Genomic DNA, 15,218 nt, shown 5'->3' with positions numbered 1-15,218 from the left:
CTCGTCGTTCACTTCGTTTCTCCTCGCTGACTGCACCGACGAGAAGACGAAGGCGAACGAGGAGGCTTCCGTCAGCCCATCAACCGCTCGTCAAACGGATACCTTGTCAGCGTCTCGCAGCCGGTCTCGGTGATCAGCACTTGATCCTCCAGCTTGATCGAGAAATCCCCACCCTCGGGCGAGACCAGCGCCTCGACGCACAGCACCATTCCCGGCTCCAGCGCCGCATCAAAGGCGCCTGGCATCCAGCCGTCTGGGTAGTGGACGTAGGGCCATTCATCGCAAAGCCCGACGCCGTGCATCTTGCAGGAATACTTCTGCGCCCAGTATTCCGGGGCCAGCTGGTGGCCCTGCATCACCAGCTCCTCGATGGTCACCCCGGGCTTGAGCCGCGCCTTGTGGTCGGCGATGTGGTCCAGCGCATGGTGGAAGGCCGACACCATCGCGTTCGACGGCCGCGCGTCGCCCACCCACCAGGTGCGCGAAATGTCGATGCAAAAGCCGTAAGCGCCGATCAGGTCGGTATCAAACGCCACGATCTCGTTCGGCTGCACCAGCCTGGGCCCGCATTCCTGGAACCACGGGTTCGTCCGCGGGCCGGAGGCCAGAAGCCGCGTCTCGATCCACTCGCCCCCCCGCCGGATGTTCGCCGCATGCAGCTCCGCCCAGATCGCATCCTCGGATACCTTGCCCGAGGGCACGTTCTCGCGCGTGAAGGCCTCCATCTCGGCGATCCCCGCTTCGCAGGCATGGTGGGCGCAGCGCATCGCCAGCACTTCGTCCGACGTCTTCACCGCCCGCACCCGCTCTGTCACCTCCTCGCCTTCCTCGACCACAAACCCGATCGCCTCCAGCGCGCGGAGCCCGTGGACCATGATCTTGTCCACCGCCAGCCGCCGGTTCGCCCCGGCATGCGCCCGCATCACCTCATCGACCTGCGCCGCAAAGCCCTCTGCCGCCTGCTGCCCGCGATCTCCCGTCGAGTTGTAGAAGAACGTCGCCCCCGACCGCAGCTCCTTCACCAGTGGGTTGAAGGTCACCAGGAACGGCGAGTTCTTGTACTCCCACATCACCATATGCCCGTCGGCGCACAAGAGGCAGGCCCGGAACGGGTTGTGCGTGTTCCACAGCTGCATGTTCGTCGTATCGGTCGCGTAACGGATGTTCAGCGGGTCGAACATCAGCAAACCGCCATAGTCCCGCGCCACCAGCCCTGCTGTCAGCTTCTTCCAGCGATCCTCGCGCATCCGGGCCAGGTTCGGCAGCGTGAGCCCCGCCGCCGCCCATTCCGCAAAGGCCAGCTGGGTCGGCCCGATCTCGACCCGGTCGTTGTCGTTGGGCGTCCCGTCGCCCAGGGCCACCCCGCGCGTGGGATCGATCTTCCGGCGGTCGCGCTGATAGGTCATGGGGTCCCCCCTCGGTTTCCAACACACTGCCCCGGCACCAATCCGCCGCTTCCCCATCCGCGACGCCTTTGGTCGCAAACGTGTTGGTTGCACCCTCGCGCAGCCCATGGTCAAACACCGCCATGGCAGACCTGATGCAAGATCAGCCCATCCTGCAGGACCGGCTTCCGCTTCACCCGTGGGAGCATCCGGCCACCCGCCGCCTGCCCGGCATCCAGCCGGTGCAGGGCCGCGACTGGCTGCGGGTGGATGAGGCCTACGCCCCCCAGATGGCGCTGCGCGACCGCCTGATTGCCGGCCAGCCAGAGGTTGTCCACGCTCTCCTGCCAGAGGCCCGCCCCGCCGCCGACGAACTTTACGCGACGATCCTGACCTGGCTTGGCGACGAACCGGGCTTCGCCCTCACCGACCGCGAGGTCACCCGCCCCGACGGCGTGACCGTGGCCCTCGACCCGTCCCAGCCGCTTCTGACCCTTGGTCGCCTGGTCCAGCAGGACCTCTGCCTGATGCAGGCAAAGGGCAGCGAATACGATCTGACCGGTGCGATCCTCTGCTTCCCTGCCTCCTGGACGCTGACGCAAAAGCTTGGTCGTCCGATGACCGGCATCCACCAACCCGTCGAAATCTATGACGAGGCGCTCGCCGCCCGGGTCCATCGCCTGTTCACCGCAATCAAGCCAGACCTGCCGCTCTGGCGGATGAACTTCTTCACCTACGACAGCTTTCACCTGCATCACCCAAGGGTCGAGGGCGACTGGCGCCGCCAGCCCACCGGTCGGTCCTACGTCCGCTGCGAACGCCAGACGCTTCTCCGCCTGCCCGAAACCCAGGCGGTCCTCTTCGCCATTCACACCATCGTCGTCGACGCGACCCAGCTTTCCGCCGAAGACTACGCCGCCCTGCGCGAGGCGATGCATTGACCCGTTGCCTGCTTGTCACCGCGCATCCCTTGGCCGAAAGCCTGACCGCGCGCCTGGCGGCGCATGTCGAGGCCGCGGCCCGGGCCCAGGGCTGGCAGGTCACCCGCCGCGACCTTTATCCGGCTTTCGATCCGGTGCTGACGCCCGAGGAGCGCGCGGGCTACTATGCCGCGCCTTCCGCGACCCTGGCCGACGAAAAGCGGGACCTTGTCGAGGCCGAGGTCCTGATCCTGGTCTTCCCGACCTGGTGGTCGGGCTTTCCGGCGATCCTGAAAGGCTGGTTCGACCGGGTCTGGACCCCGGGCGTGGCCTTTGACCATGCCGCGGACCTGGGCGCGATGCGGCCCCGACTGCTCGGCCTGAAAGAGGTTCTGACGGTGACCACGATGGGCTCGCCCTGGTGGGTTGACTGGCTGATCCTGCGTCAACCCCTGCGGCGCAGCCTGCATTGGGGAATCTTCCGCCCTTGCGCGCCCAAAGCCCTTCACCGCTGGAACGCTCTTTACCGGGCCGAGACGGTGCAGCCCGACCATGTCGCACGGTTCGAGGCCAAGCTCACCCGCGAGATAAGATTAATGGCACGGAGCCTGACATGCCCGGACTGATCCGACGCACCCTTCTGATTGGTGGCGCTGCCGCCGCTGCCGGTGGCATTGCCCTCTGGCGTTGGCGGACGCCGGGGGCGAATGACATCGCCTATGGCAATGACCCGCGCCAGGTGATGGACCTGACCCATGCGCGGGGCACCGGCCCGTCTCCGATCCTGGTCATGGTGCATGGCGGGGCATTCAAGGTCGGCGACAAGTCCGAACTGGCAATCTGGCCCGAGGTGCTGGACGCAGGCATCGCCGTAGTGCGGGTGAACTATCGGCTCTCGGGGACGGCGACATGGCCGGCGCAGGGCGATGATTGCCTGGCCGCGATCGTCCATCTGCAGCGTGAAGGGGCGGCGCTCGGGCTTGATCCGTCGCGGATCGTGCTGATGGGTCAGTCGGCGGGGGCGTTCCTGGCGGTGTCGGCGGCGCTGAGCCTGGTTCAGGTGGGCCTCCGCCCGCGCGGGGTGGTCAGCATGTTCGGGCCGATGGATTTCTCCACGATGGACGAGGACATGAAGGCCCTGGGCCGGACACCGCAGATGGGCTGGACCGACGCGGCGGACAGCGCGGAGAGCCAGCTTCTGGGCAAGCCGGTCGGCGAAAACCGCGAGGCCGCGCGGGCGATGGGGCCGGTCGGGCGGCTGGCGCAACTCAAGGAACCGCTGCCGCCGATCCTGATCCGCCACGGCGATGCCGATCCGCTGATCGCCGACCTGCAGGCCAAGCGGCTGCGTGAGGCCTGGGTCGCCGCCGATCCGCAGGCGAAGGTCGATTACAAGCTGGTCCCCGGCGCGGGCCATGGCGGCGAGGCGTTCGAGACCGATCCCGTCAAGGCCGAGGTGATCGCCTTCCTGCAAAAGGTGCTGGCCTGACCCCGGGGGGAGGGGCTGGGCGGATCACTCCTCCTGCCCGATGCCCTTCAGATCGCGGCCGCTGACCCAAAGCCACAGCGACCGGACCAGCCCGTAGGGCAGGGCGGCCAAGATCGAGGCCCAGCCCAGCAGGTAGCCGGTAAGCTGGATCGCCCCGGTTGCGACCGGCCCGGGCGGAGCAGGGGGGCTGGCGGGTTCTGACAGGGGGACGGGACGGGCCTTTCCGGCTTTCGCGCTGGTCTTCGGCCCGCTCGCCATCTCGTCGCGGATCGCGGCCAGCGGGTCGGGTTCCGGAGCGGGCTCGGCCAGGACGACCGGCGGTACGTCCGAGGGCGCGGTCTCGACGGGCGCGGGGGGTGTGGGGGGTGCGTCGGGTGCTGCCTCGACCATGTCCGGCAGTGACCAGAGATGCGGCTCGATCTCGGCCACCAGCGCATTGCCGCGTTTCACATCCGGGTCGGCGGTGGCGCTGGCATGCGACAGGGTGGCCGCAAGGTTCTTGATCCACCCGGCCACCCGCAGATGCGAGGGCACGAAGCGCTCGGCCCGGCCCAGCTTTTCCGCCGGAATCCGCCCCGCGCCGTTCTTCACGTTGATCGCCACCCGCCGCATCCGGCGGGCGGTCCAGGCGTGCAGCGGGGCTACCAGGTCCCGCGACAGATGCAGGCTGGCCCGGCCCAGGGCGCGGATGTCGAACGGCGGTCGCTGCCCGCCCGAGGCCCAGATCTCGGGCCGGCCCGCACCGCGTTTCTTGCCAAGGGGGTTCTCTGCCATGCGGGTTCCGGAGTTCGACAACCTGGCCCACGTTAGCCGCGGAAAACATGCTTTCCAAGAGCTTACCGTCCACGCCCATCGTTATTTGAAATCAGATACTTGCTCGAAATGTCCAGCGTGGACAAAAACGAAAAAGGGCGCCTTCAGGCGCCCTTTCCGTTCTCTGTCCCTGATCTCAGCAGCTGTAGTACAGCTGGTACTCGACCGGGTGGGGGGTGTGCTCGTAGGCGTACACTTCTTCCCACTTCAGCGCCATGTAGGCCTCCAGCTGGTCGCGGTCGAAGACGTCGCCGGCCAAGAGGAAGTCCATGTCCTTCTCCAGCTCTTCCAGGGCTTCGCGAAGCGAACCGCAGACGGTCGGGATTTCCGCCAGTTCTTCCGGCGGCAGGTCATAGAGGTCCTTGTCCGAGGCCGGACCCGGGTCGATCTTGTTCTTGATGCCGTCAAGGCCGGCCATCAGGAGCGCCGCGAACGCGAGGTAGGGGTTCGCCGACGGATCGGGGAAACGGGCCTCGACACGCTTGGCCTTCGGCGATTCCGTCCACGGAATACGGACGCAACCCGACCGGTTGCGGGCCGAATACGCGCGCAGAACCGGGGCTTCGAAGCCCGGGATCAGCCGCTTGTAGCTGTTCGTGCCGGGGTTCGTCAGCGCGTTCAGGGCCTTGGCATGCTTCAGGATGCCGCCGATGAACCACAGGGCTTCCTGGCTCAGGTCGGCATACTTGTCGCCCGCGAACAGCGGCTTGCCGCCCTTCCAGATCGACATGTTGACGTGCATCCCCGAGCCGTTGTCGCCCTTCATCGGCTTCGGCATGAAGGTCACGGTCTTGCCGTAGGCGTGCGCCACGTTGTGGATCACGTACTTGTACTTCTGGATGTTGTCGGCTTGCTCGACCAGCCCGCCGAAGATCATCCCGAGTTCGTGCTGGCAGGTCGCCACTTCGTGGTGATGCTTGTCGACGCGCATCCCCATCCGCTTCATGGTCGAGAGCATCTCGCCGCGGATGTCCTGGGCTTCGTCAATCGGGTTCACCGGGAAGTAGCCGCCCTTGTGGCCCGCGCGGTGGCCGTAGTTGCCGCCTTCGCTGACCGTGTCGGTGTTCCAGGCGGCGGCTTCCGCGTCGATCTCGTAAGCCACCTTGCGGGGGGTCACGGAATAGCGGACGTCGTCGAAGATGAAGAATTCAGCTTCCGGCCCGAAGTAGGCCGCGTCACCGATGCCGGAGGACTTCAGATAAGCCTCAGCCTTCAGCGCAATCTGGCGCGGGCAGCGGGCATAGGCCTCACCCGTGTCGGGCTCGACCACGTTGCAGTGCACGCACATGGTCTTTTCCGCGTAGAACGGGTCGATGTAGACCGACGCCGGATCCGGGATCAGCTTCATGTCGGACTGGTCGATCGACTTCCAGCCCGCGATCGACGAGCCGTCGAACATGAAGCCTTCTTCGAAGAAATCCTCGTCCACGAGGTCAGCGACCAGCGTCACGTGCTGGAGCTTGCCCTTCGGGTCGGTGAAACGGATGTCGACGTATTCGACTTCCTCGTCCTTCATCAGTTTCAGAGCCTTGGCAACGGCGCTCATCTGACTGCCTTTCGGTTTGGGGTTTCGTTTATCGGGCCGAGGCCCGGGTGTTACACAGCATCGTCGCCGGTTTCGCCGGTGCGGATGCGGATGGCTTGTTCCACGGGGGTCACGAAGATCTTGCCGTCGCCGATCTTGTCGGTGCGCGCGGCGGCGATGATCGCCTGGACGGCGGTGTCGACCATGTCGTCGGTCAACACGACCTCGATCTTCACCTTGGGCAGGAAGTCGACGACATATTCGGCGCCGCGGTAGAGTTCGGTGTGGCCCTTCTGGCGGCCGAAGCCCTTGACCTCGGTCACCGAAAGACCCTGGATGCCCGCCTCCTGAAGCGCCTCTTTCACCTCGTCAAGCTTGAACGGCTTGATGATCGCTTCGACTTTCTTCATGGGCTGGGCCTCCCCCGGTACGTCCTTGCCCCTCTCACCACTTCCCCTGTGGAGGGGCAATGTGACAGGGTTTGCTTCAGCGGTTGCGCCGGGGGATTCCTGGGATGCTGCCTAAAATTTATGCAATGCGCCTGTTGGGTGGGCAGATTGAAAACTTGGGTGCGCGAAGAATGACCGAACTCCTGACCGCCGCGCAGATGCGGGCCATCGAACAGGCGGCGATTGCCTCGGGCGAGGTCACGGGCCTGGAGCTGATGGAACGTGCAGGAAAGGGCGTGGTCGAAGCGATCTTCGAGGAATGGCCAGAGCTGAAGGCCACCTCGCACCGGGCGGTGGTCCTCTGCGGGCCGGGCAACAACGGCGGCGACGGGTTCGTCGTGGCGCGGCTGCTCAGGGAGTGGGGCTGGGAGGTGGATGTCTTCCTCTACGGCGAGCCGGAGCGCCTGCCGCCGGACGCGCGGGTGAATTATGAGCGGTGGGTGGGGATGGGGGAGGTGAAGGCGCTGACCGAAAAGGCATTCCGAGCGCGCCATCCGGTTTATGGCAACGCCTATGCAGACCTCTACGTAGATGCGATCTTCGGAACCGGCCTTACGCGTCCGCCGGAGGGTGACCTGGAAAGTCTGCTTCGGCATCTCGGCGGCTACGGTGGGGACAGCTACCAAAGGCTCGTCGCCGTAGATGCGCCTTCGGGGCTGTGCCTCGACAGCGGAAGGATGCTGATTGGTGGTTGGGCACGACCTCAGGCCGCAATGACCGTGACGTTTGACAGCCCCAAGGTCGGACACTTTGTTGCCGACGGTCCAGAGTGCTGCGGGCGCGTTCGCATCGCGGACATTGGCGTGCGTCGCTGGCGCGAGCGTCAGCCCGGACCGACAGGCAATCCACGCCATATGATAATCCGTCCAGCGCGCCAGCAGCTTGTTTGCCGTGAGAAGCTGGTTGAGGACACGCGGAACACGTCGATCTTGTACTTTGCTATCCACCCGAAGCAACAAGGCCACAAATACTCCCACGGCCACGCCCTCATCCTCTCCGGCCCCTCCGGTCGCGGCGGGGCGGCGCGCTTGGCGGCTCGGGGGGCTTTGCGGATCGGGGCGGGGGTGGTGACGGTGGGGTGTCCCTTGGACGCCATCCCGGAGAACGCCGCGCGGCTGGATGCGGTGATGCTGCGGGGGGTGGCGGATGGGCTGGCGCTGGAGGAGACGCTTGGGGATGGGCGGATCAATGCGCTGTGCGTGGGGCCGGGGTTGGGGCTCGATGCGCGGGGGCGGGAGGTGGTGGCGGTGGCTCTGGAGAGTCGGGGCAGGCCCCGACCTCCGGGCGATTTAGGCCGGGGCGTGCCCCGGCGGTCCGTCGTCCTCGATGCCGACGCCCTGACGATCCTCTCGCAAAACCCCGATCTCTTCGCCGCCCTGCACGAGGGATGCGTCCTGACCCCCCATGCCGGGGAGTTCGCCCGCCTCTTCCCCGACATCGCCGAGAAACTCGCGGCCCCCGCCACCAAAGGCCCCGCCTATTCCAAGGTCGACGCCACGCGAGAGGCTGCAAAGCGGGCGGGCTGTGTGGTCCTATACAAAGGCCCCGACACGGTGATCGCCGACCCCTCGGGTCGCTGCGCGATCAACTCGGCGCATTACGAACGGGCGGCGCCGTGGCTGGCCACGGCAGGGTCAGGGGATGTGCTGGCGGGGTTCATCACTGGGCTTCTGGCGCGCGGGTTCTGCCCGTTCGACGCCGCCTGCACGGGGGCCTGGCTGCATGTGGAATGCGCGCTGTCGTTCGGGCCGGGGCTGATTGCCGAGGACCTGCCCGAGGAACTGCCGAAGGTGTTCCGGGCGCTCGGGTTGTAGGTGCGAAGGAATGGTGCGCCATGAATGCGCACCCTACGCACCGCCCGTAGGGTGCGCATTTATGGCGCACCGCACGGTCACACCGCCCGGTCGATCTTGGTCGACAGGTGGATCAGGCTCTCCGACGCCCGGACCCCCGTCATCGCGCCGATCTGGTCCAGCACCGAATCAAGCACCTGGGTGTTGGGGCAGGCGACCTGCACCAGAAAGTCGAAGCGACCGGAGGTGGTGAAGACCCTCTCGATCTCGGCAATCGACTTCAGCCGGGCCAGGACGGCGGCTTGCGAGCGGGGTTCGATGGTCAAGAGGACCGAGGCCCGAAGCCGCCCCTCCCGCGCGGCCTCCCCCAGTTTCAGCGTGTAGCCGGCGATGACGCCCGAGGTCTCCAGCCGCTCAAGCCGGGCCTGGATCGTCGACCGCGCCACCTTCAACCGGCGCGAGAGGGTCGCCACCGAAACCCGCGCGTCGGCGGAGAGCAGCCCGATGATGTTGCGATCCAGTTCGTCCATGCAATCTGCCGTCCTTTTTCGTCATTATAACGACGAAACCGCGCATTTATATAGTTTTGTTCGGTGAAGTTGTAACACATATCCGGCATCCTCGATTGCAGGAAAAGGGCGGCTCATACGCACCTGGCCTGGTTCACTTGAAACCACGCTGGTGCCCGGTCCCATTGCTGCACGGGGAAGGGCGAAGCGTCTTGTTGGCAAAGGGAAATACGCCGATGGGACTCTCCAAGACAATCTGGTCTAACCCCACTGATTTTCTGAAGAAAGAGCAGCCGGAAAACCCGGTTCTGTTCTTCGCTCCGTCCGCGGCCCAAGCGGCGGCGCGCCGGTTCATCGACGGCTTCCCGGGTCTGGTGACCTATGCCGTCAAGTCGAACCCCGGCGAGGCGATGGTGGAGAACCTGGCCGCAGCGGGCGTGCGCGGCTTTGACTGCGCCTCGCCCTTCGAGATCGATCTGATCCGCCGTTTGGCGCCTGACGCGGCGATCCACTACAACAACCCGGTCCGCGCACGGCATGAGATCGCCTATGCGGTGGAACGCGGCGTGAAGTCCTACAGCGTCGATTCGAAGTCGGAGCTGGCCAAGCTGATCGAGATGGTCCCCGTGCAGGGCACCGAGATCAGCGTCCGCTTCAAGCTGCCGGTGGCGGGTGCGGCCTACAACTTCGGCGCCAAGTTCGGCGCGACGGTGGAACTGGCGACGGAGCTTCTGAAGACCGTGGCCGATGCGGGCTATATCCCGTCGATCACCTTCCACCCGGGCACCCAGTGCACCGACCCGCACGCCTGGGAGGCTTACATCCGCGAGGCGGCGAACATCGCCAAGGGCGCGGGCGTCAAGATCGCGCGGCTGAACGTGGGCGGCGGCTTCCCGAACCACCGCCTGCAGGCCGTTGTGCCGCAACTGGAGGAAACCTTCCAGCTGATCGACCGCGTCACGACCGAGGCCTTCGGCGCCGACCGCCCCGCGTTGATCTGCGAGCCGGGCCGCGCGCTCTGCGGTGACGCTTTCGCTCTGGCGGCCCGCGTCAAGGCGCTGCGGGACGGGACGCATGTGTTCCTGAACGATGGCGTCTATGGCTCGCTCACCGAACTGCCGATGATCGGCGTGATCGACCGGATCGAGGTGCTGGCCCCCACGGGCGAAAAGCGCACGGGTGAAGCGCAGCCGCGCATCGTCTTTGGCCCGACCTGCGACTCGGTTGACCGGCTGCCGGGGGAAATCCCGCTGCCGTCGGACCTCGCCGAAGGCGACTTCGTCATCTGGCAGGGCATGGGGTCCTATTCGACCGTCACCAACACCCGCTTCAACGGCTTTGGTGAGCTGCAGATGGCAACGGTCCTCAGCCTCAAGCTCTGACTGTTTGAAACTCCTCGTGAAATCCCGACGCCCGGCTGGACATGTTCCGCCGGGCGTTTAGCATTGCGGTCAAGGGAACCTTAACCCGCGCTGCCGGATGATACCGCAAGCGCCCCTTTGAAGGAGACCCGCCACGCGCCTGTTCGACCGCCTTCGCAGCTTTTTCCGTCGGGACGTTGAGCCTGAGGTTGAGCCAGCGCCGCCTCCGGGTCGGGTGCGCGGGGTGGTCGACCATGTGGTGATCCTGGACGGCACGATGTCGAGCCTGGAACCGGGGCAGGAAAGCAACGCCGGGCTGATCTTCCAGCTGTTGAAGGGGATGGGTCACCACGCCAACCGGCGGCTTTACTATGAGCCGGGGATGCAGTGGGAAGGCTGGTTGCGCGGCATCGCGCTTTTGGAAGGCCGGGGCACCGCGCCGCAGATCCAGCGGGCCTATGGCTGGCTGGCAAGCGGGTATCGTGAGGGGGACCGGATCTTCCTCTTGGGCTATTCCCGCGGGGCCTATGCGGTGCGCTCGTTGGCGGGCGTGATCGACCGGGTGGGGCTTTTGCGGCGGGACCATGCCACCGAACGGGCGGTGCGGCTGGCCTGGCGGCATTATGAGCGGGCGGGACAAAGTCAGGCGGCACAGGCCTTTACGCGGCGGTTCTGCCATCCGGAGGCCCCGATCGAGATGGTCGGCGTCTTCGACACCGTGAAGGCGCTGGGCATCCGGCTGCCGTTCTTCTGGATGTTCGCCAGCGACCGGCACGGGTTCCACAACCACCACCTCGGGTCGTCGATCCGGCACGGTTATCACGCGCTGGCGCTCGACGAGACGCGCGAGGCCTTTGCGCCGGTCCTGTGGGACTGCCCGGAGGGGTGGGAAGGCAACGTCGAACAGGTCTGGTTCCGCGGCGCGCATGGCGATGTCGGCGGCCAGTTGGGCGATTTTGAACCCGCGCGGCCCCTGGCCAACATCCCGCTGGTCTGGATGCTGGACCGGACCGAGGCCCTGGGGCTGGCCCTGCCCGAGGGCTGGCGGGCACGCTATCCCTGCGACGCCGGGGCGCCGATGGTTGGGACCTGGCGCAGCTGGGGCAAGTGGTTCCTGATGCGGCGTCGCCGGGTAGTGGGGCGCGACCGATCCGAACGGCTGCACCCGACGGCAGTGGCAGCGGCGGGCGGACGCTGGCCGCAGGCCGTCGGAATCGGGCTACACGCCGCGCCACCAGAGACGTAAGGTCTGGGCCAAATCGCCCGAGGCCCGCCCATGAGACCGATCACCGTCGCCGCCACCCAGTTCGCCTGTTCCTGGGACCTGCCCATGAATGCCGACCGCGCCGAGGCTTTGGTGCGGCAGGCGGCGGGGCAGGGCGCGCAGGTGGTGCTGATCCAGGAGCTGTTCGCGGCGCCTTACTTTTGCATTGAGCAGCATCCGAAGTATTTCGATCTGGCCCAGCCAATTGAGGGTCACCCGCTCGTCGCCCGCTTCGCAAACCTGGCGAAAGAGCTCGGCGTGGTGGTCCCGGTCAGCTTCTTTGAGAAGTCTGGGCAGGCTTTCTTCAACTCGGTCGCGATGGTCGATGCGGATGGGACGGTGCTGGGCATCTACCGGAAAAGCCATATTCCGCAAGGGCCTGGCTACGAGGAGAAGTACTATTTCTCGCCCGGCGACACCGGCTTTCGGGTCTGGGAGACGGCCTTCGGGCGCATCGGCGTCGGCATCTGCTGGGACCAGTGGTTCCCGGAATGCGCGCGGTCGATGGCTTTGCAGGGGGCGGAGGTGCTTTTGTACCCCACGGCCATCGGGTCAGAACCCCCCGCACCGGACTACGACAGCCAGCCGCATTGGGAGATGGTCCAGCGCGGCCATGCGGCGGCGAACATCGTGCCGGTGGTGGCCTCGAACCGGATCGGGACCGAGGTCGCTCCGGATGGCCGAGAGGTGACGTTCTACGGGTCAAGCTTCATCGCCGACCATACGGGGACGCTGGTTGCCAAGGCGGATCGGCAGACCGAGGGCGTGCTGGTGCACCAGTTCGACCTTGATGCCATCGCGGCCCTCAGGGCCAGCTGGGGCCTCTTCCGCGACCGGCGGGTGGAGCTTTACCGGGCGGTGGCGACTCTGGACGGGAAGTAGGGTGGGCAGTCTGCCCACCCTCCCATCGTTCAGCGGTGCCGCAGGTCGACGTAGTCGCGCTTTTGCGGGCCGATGTACAGCTGGCGCGGGCGGCCGATCTTCTGGTTCTTCTCGCCGATCATCTCTTTCCACTGGCTGATCCAGCCCACGGTCCGGCTGATCGCGAAGATCGGCGTGAACATGGCGGTGGGGAAGCCCATCGCCTCGAGGATGATGCCGGAGTAGAAGTCGACGTTGGGGTAGAGCTTCTTCGAGATGAAGTAGTCGTCTTCCAGCGCGATCCGCTCCAGCTCCTTGGCGACCTGGAGGAGCGGGTTGTTGTGGACGCCCAGAAGCTCAAGCACCTCGTCTGCGCTCTCCTTCATCACCTTCGCGCGCGGGTCGAAGTTCTTGTAGACCCGGTGGCCGAAGCCCATCAGGCGGAAGCCCGAGTTCTTGTCCTTGGCCTTGGCGATGAATTCCGGAATGCGGTCGACAGTGCCGATTTCCTTCAGCATTTCCAGGCAGGCCTGGTTCGCCCCGCCATGCGCGGGCCCCCAGAGGCAAGCGATGCCGGCGGCGATGCAGGCAAACGGGTTCGCGCCCGAAGATCCGGCCAGACGCACCGTCGATGTCGAGGCGTTCTGCTCGTGGTCGGCGTGGAGCATCATGATGCGGTCCATCGCCTTTTCCAGGATCGGGTTGACCACATAGTCCTCGGCCGGGACGGCGAAGCACATGTGGAGGAAGTTGCCCGCGTAGCTGAGGGCGTTCTTCGGGTACACGAAGGGCTGGCCGACCGAATACTTGTAGGCCATCGCGGCAATGGTCGGCAGTTTCGCGACCATGCGGATCGCGGCGACCTCGCGCTGCCAGGGGTCGTTGATGTCGGTCGAGTCGTGGTAGAAGGCCGCCATTGCGCCTACCACACCCACCATCGTCGCCATCGGATGCGCGTCACGCCGGAAGCCCCGGAAGAAATAGTGCATCTGTTCATGCACCATCGTGTGCTTGGTCACGCGGTTCGTGAAATCGGCCAGCTGGTCGGCGGTCGGCAGTTCGCCGTAGAGGAGGAGATAGCAGACCTCGAGATGCGTCGATTTTTCCGCAAGTTGTTCAATGGGATAGCCGCGATACAGAAGCTCTCCCACGTCCCCGTCGATGTAGGTGATGGCGCTTTCGCAGGCCGCGGTCGAGGTGAAGCCCGGGTCGAAGGTGAACACGTCCGCCTCGCCATAGAGCTTGCGGATGTCCAGCACATCGGGGCCGAGAGTGGGTTTGTGCACGGGAAGCTCGTAGGTGTTCCCGTTCAGTGAAAGCTTGGCGACAGTGTCCGACATGGTTCTCCCCGGTCATGGCGGTCGTCCCCGCGCAGGGGGGCGGCCATTGGCTATCCTGCACCCCGGCGGGGGTGGGTTCAAGGCCGGGGGGCGGGCCTTATGCGGCGGCGTCCGACAGCCTGGCGACGGTTTCTTCCCGACCGATGGTTAGCATCATGTCGTAAACCGAAGGTGTAACAGTCCGGCCCGCAATCGCGGCCCTGAGGGGGGCTGCAAGCTTGCCGAACCCGATGCCGTTCTCCTCGGCGATCCCGGTCAGGATGGGCTCCAGCGCCTCCTTCGTCCAGCTAGCATTTTGCAGGCGCGGCGTCAATGATTTCAGTATACCACGGGATACCGTATCAAGCGCCTCCTTGGCCTTTGTGTCTGGTGCGATGGGGCGATCAACCAGCAAAAATTCTGCCTTTTCCATGAGTTCCGGGAAGGTCTTCGCAGATTTCTTGAGGAAAGGCAGAGCTGCCTGCATCCGCGTTTCCTGGACGGGGGTCAGCGCCGTGCGCCCCGAGGCGGTCAGGAAAGCCTGCAGCTCATGCAGCAGTGCAGCATCCTCGGCCATCGCCATGTGGTGGCCGCAGGTGTTCTCGAGCTTCTTGAAGTCGAGCCGCGCCGGCGCCCGGCCAATTCCGGACAAGTCGAACCATTTCATCGCCTCTTCGGACGTGAAGATCTCGGCATCGCCATGCGCCCAGCCAAGCCGCGTCAGGTAGTTGCGCATTCCGGCGGCCGGGTAGCCCATCGCCTGGTATTCCTCGACCCCCGTCGCGCCGTGGCGTTTCGACAGCTTCTTGCCGTCCGGCCCGTGGATCAGCGGGATGTGGGCCCAGACCGGCACGGTCCAGCCCATCGCGTCATAGACCATCTGCTGACGCGCGGCGTTGTTCAGGTGGTCGTCGCCGCGGATCACGTGGGTCACGCCCATGTCGTGGTCATCGACCACCACGGCCAGCATGTAGACCGGCGTCCCGTCGGACCGCAGGACGATCATGTCGTCCAGCGTCTCGTTCTTGATGACCACGCGGCCCTGGACCTGGTCCTCGATGATCGTCTCACCCGTGCGGGGGGCCTTCATGCGGATGGCATAGGGCGCGTCCGGGTAGGTCGCGGGATCGGCATCGCGCCAGGGGCTTTGGAAGACTGCGTAGCTGGCACCCTCCGCCTCGCGCACGGAGCGGTAGGCTTCGATTTCTTCCTTGGTGGAAAAGCACTTGTAGGCCGTTCCGCGCGCCAGCATCTCGCGCGCGACCTCGGCATGGCGGTCGCGGCGTTCGAACTGGCTGACGACCTCGCCGTCCCAGTCGAGACCCAGCCAGGTGAGGCCGCGCAGGATGGCGGCGGTGGCCTCGGGGGTCGACCGTTCGCGATCGGTGTCCTCAATCCGCAACAGGAACTTGCCGCCCCGCCCACGGGCATAGAGCCAGTTGAACAGCGCCGTGCGCCCGCCGCCGATGTGCAGATACCCCGTGGGCGAGGGCGCGAAGCGGGTGACGACGGGTGCGGACATGACGGCGT

At 65.9% G+C, this 15,218-nt stretch carries 14 protein-coding genes; 7 read left to right on the top strand and 7 right to left on the bottom strand.

The genetic code is table 11. From position 1 onward, the window contains the following. Positions 1 to 71: 71 nt before the first annotated feature. Positions 72 to 1,406, bottom strand: coding sequence for a dimethylsulfonioproprionate lyase DddP (dddP, locus tag AC2EAL_RS18325; RefSeq protein WP_484725671.1), 1,335 nt, complete (start codon positions 1,404 to 1,406; stop codon positions 72 to 74). A 122-nt stretch (positions 1,407 to 1,528) separates the two neighbouring features. Here dddP and AC2EAL_RS18320 point away from each other — a divergent pair, with 122 nt between their 5' ends. Genes AC2EAL_RS18320 through AC2EAL_RS18310 form a run of 3 tightly spaced genes read left to right on the top strand, consistent with a single transcriptional unit; the run spans position 1,529 to position 3,794 of the window. Further along, positions 1,529 to 2,326 carry a heme-dependent oxidative N-demethylase family protein gene (locus tag AC2EAL_RS18320; RefSeq protein ID WP_484725670.1) on the top strand — a complete coding sequence of 266 codons (798 nt, stop codon included), beginning with the start codon at positions 1,529 to 1,531 and terminating at the stop codon, positions 2,324 to 2,326. Beyond that, positions 2,323 to 2,931: an NAD(P)H-dependent oxidoreductase gene (locus AC2EAL_RS18315; RefSeq protein WP_484725669.1), complete on the top strand. Its 609-nt coding sequence runs from the start codon at positions 2,323 to 2,325 to the stop codon at positions 2,929 to 2,931. Before AC2EAL_RS18320 ends, AC2EAL_RS18315 begins: the two co-directional genes overlap by 4 nt. Next, positions 2,919 to 3,794: an alpha/beta fold hydrolase gene (locus tag AC2EAL_RS18310; protein WP_484725668.1), complete on the top strand. Its 876-nt coding sequence runs from the start codon at positions 2,919 to 2,921 to the stop codon at positions 3,792 to 3,794. Before AC2EAL_RS18315 ends, AC2EAL_RS18310 begins: the two co-directional genes overlap by 13 nt. A gap of 24 nt (positions 3,795 to 3,818) precedes the next feature. On the opposite strand, the gene AC2EAL_RS18305 is transcribed toward AC2EAL_RS18310, so the two are convergent. From AC2EAL_RS18305 to AC2EAL_RS18295, 3 genes are all read right to left on the bottom strand, one after another. Beyond that, positions 3,819 to 4,568 (bottom strand): hypothetical protein, encoded by a 750-nt coding sequence (locus tag AC2EAL_RS18305; protein ID WP_484725667.1) that lies wholly within the window; start codon positions 4,566 to 4,568, stop codon positions 3,819 to 3,821. Positions 4,569 to 4,743: 175 nt separating this feature from the next. After that, a complete protein-coding gene (glnA, locus tag AC2EAL_RS18300) occupies positions 4,744 to 6,153 on the bottom strand; it encodes a type I glutamate--ammonia ligase (RefSeq protein ID WP_484725666.1) in 1,410 nt (469 codons plus the stop codon). A 50-nt stretch (positions 6,154 to 6,203) separates the two neighbouring features. After that, positions 6,204 to 6,542 (bottom strand): P-II family nitrogen regulator, encoded by a 339-nt coding sequence (locus AC2EAL_RS18295; protein WP_103255696.1) that lies wholly within the window; start codon positions 6,540 to 6,542, stop codon positions 6,204 to 6,206. A 170-nt stretch (positions 6,543 to 6,712) separates the two neighbouring features. Here AC2EAL_RS18295 and AC2EAL_RS18290 point away from each other — a divergent pair, with 170 nt between their 5' ends. Next, positions 6,713 to 8,395 carry an NAD(P)H-hydrate dehydratase gene (locus AC2EAL_RS18290; RefSeq protein ID WP_484725665.1) on the top strand — a complete coding sequence of 561 codons (1,683 nt, stop codon included), beginning with the start codon at positions 6,713 to 6,715 and terminating at the stop codon, positions 8,393 to 8,395. A 77-nt stretch (positions 8,396 to 8,472) separates the two neighbouring features. On the opposite strand, the gene AC2EAL_RS18285 is transcribed toward AC2EAL_RS18290, so the two are convergent. Further along, entirely contained in the window at positions 8,473 to 8,904 is a 432-nt protein-coding gene (locus AC2EAL_RS18285; protein ID WP_128516412.1) for an Lrp/AsnC family transcriptional regulator, read from the bottom strand. Between the two features lie 215 nt (positions 8,905 to 9,119). Here AC2EAL_RS18285 and AC2EAL_RS18280 point away from each other — a divergent pair, with 215 nt between their 5' ends. From AC2EAL_RS18280 to aguB, 3 genes are all read left to right on the top strand, one after another. Further along, positions 9,120 to 10,265, top strand: coding sequence for a type III PLP-dependent enzyme (locus AC2EAL_RS18280; RefSeq protein WP_484725664.1), 1,146 nt, complete (start codon positions 9,120 to 9,122; stop codon positions 10,263 to 10,265). Positions 10,266 to 10,404: 139 nt separating this feature from the next. Next, positions 10,405 to 11,490: a DUF2235 domain-containing protein gene (locus tag AC2EAL_RS18275; protein WP_484725806.1), complete on the top strand. Its 1,086-nt coding sequence runs from the start codon at positions 10,405 to 10,407 to the stop codon at positions 11,488 to 11,490. Between the two features lie 30 nt (positions 11,491 to 11,520). Then, complete coding sequence (gene aguB / locus AC2EAL_RS18270; RefSeq protein WP_484725663.1) at positions 11,521 to 12,390, top strand: N-carbamoylputrescine amidase; 870 nt, start codon at positions 11,521 to 11,523, stop codon at positions 12,388 to 12,390. Between the two features lie 29 nt (positions 12,391 to 12,419). Here the strand turns inward: aguB and AC2EAL_RS18265 are convergent, their stop codons facing one another. Together AC2EAL_RS18265 and gltX are read right to left on the bottom strand one after the other, a co-directional pair. Then, complete coding sequence (locus AC2EAL_RS18265; RefSeq protein WP_484725662.1) at positions 12,420 to 13,709, bottom strand: citrate synthase; 1,290 nt, start codon at positions 13,707 to 13,709, stop codon at positions 12,420 to 12,422. A gap of 97 nt (positions 13,710 to 13,806) precedes the next feature. Further along, positions 13,807 to 15,210, bottom strand: a complete 1,404-nt coding sequence (gene gltX, locus AC2EAL_RS18260) for a glutamate--tRNA ligase (RefSeq protein ID WP_484725661.1) — start codon at positions 15,208 to 15,210, stop codon at positions 13,807 to 13,809. Positions 15,211 to 15,218: the final 8 nt, after the last annotated feature.

This window comes from Tabrizicola sp. T74 (genome assembly GCF_057219935.1).
This window is presented reverse-complemented; position numbering and strand designations above follow the sequence as displayed.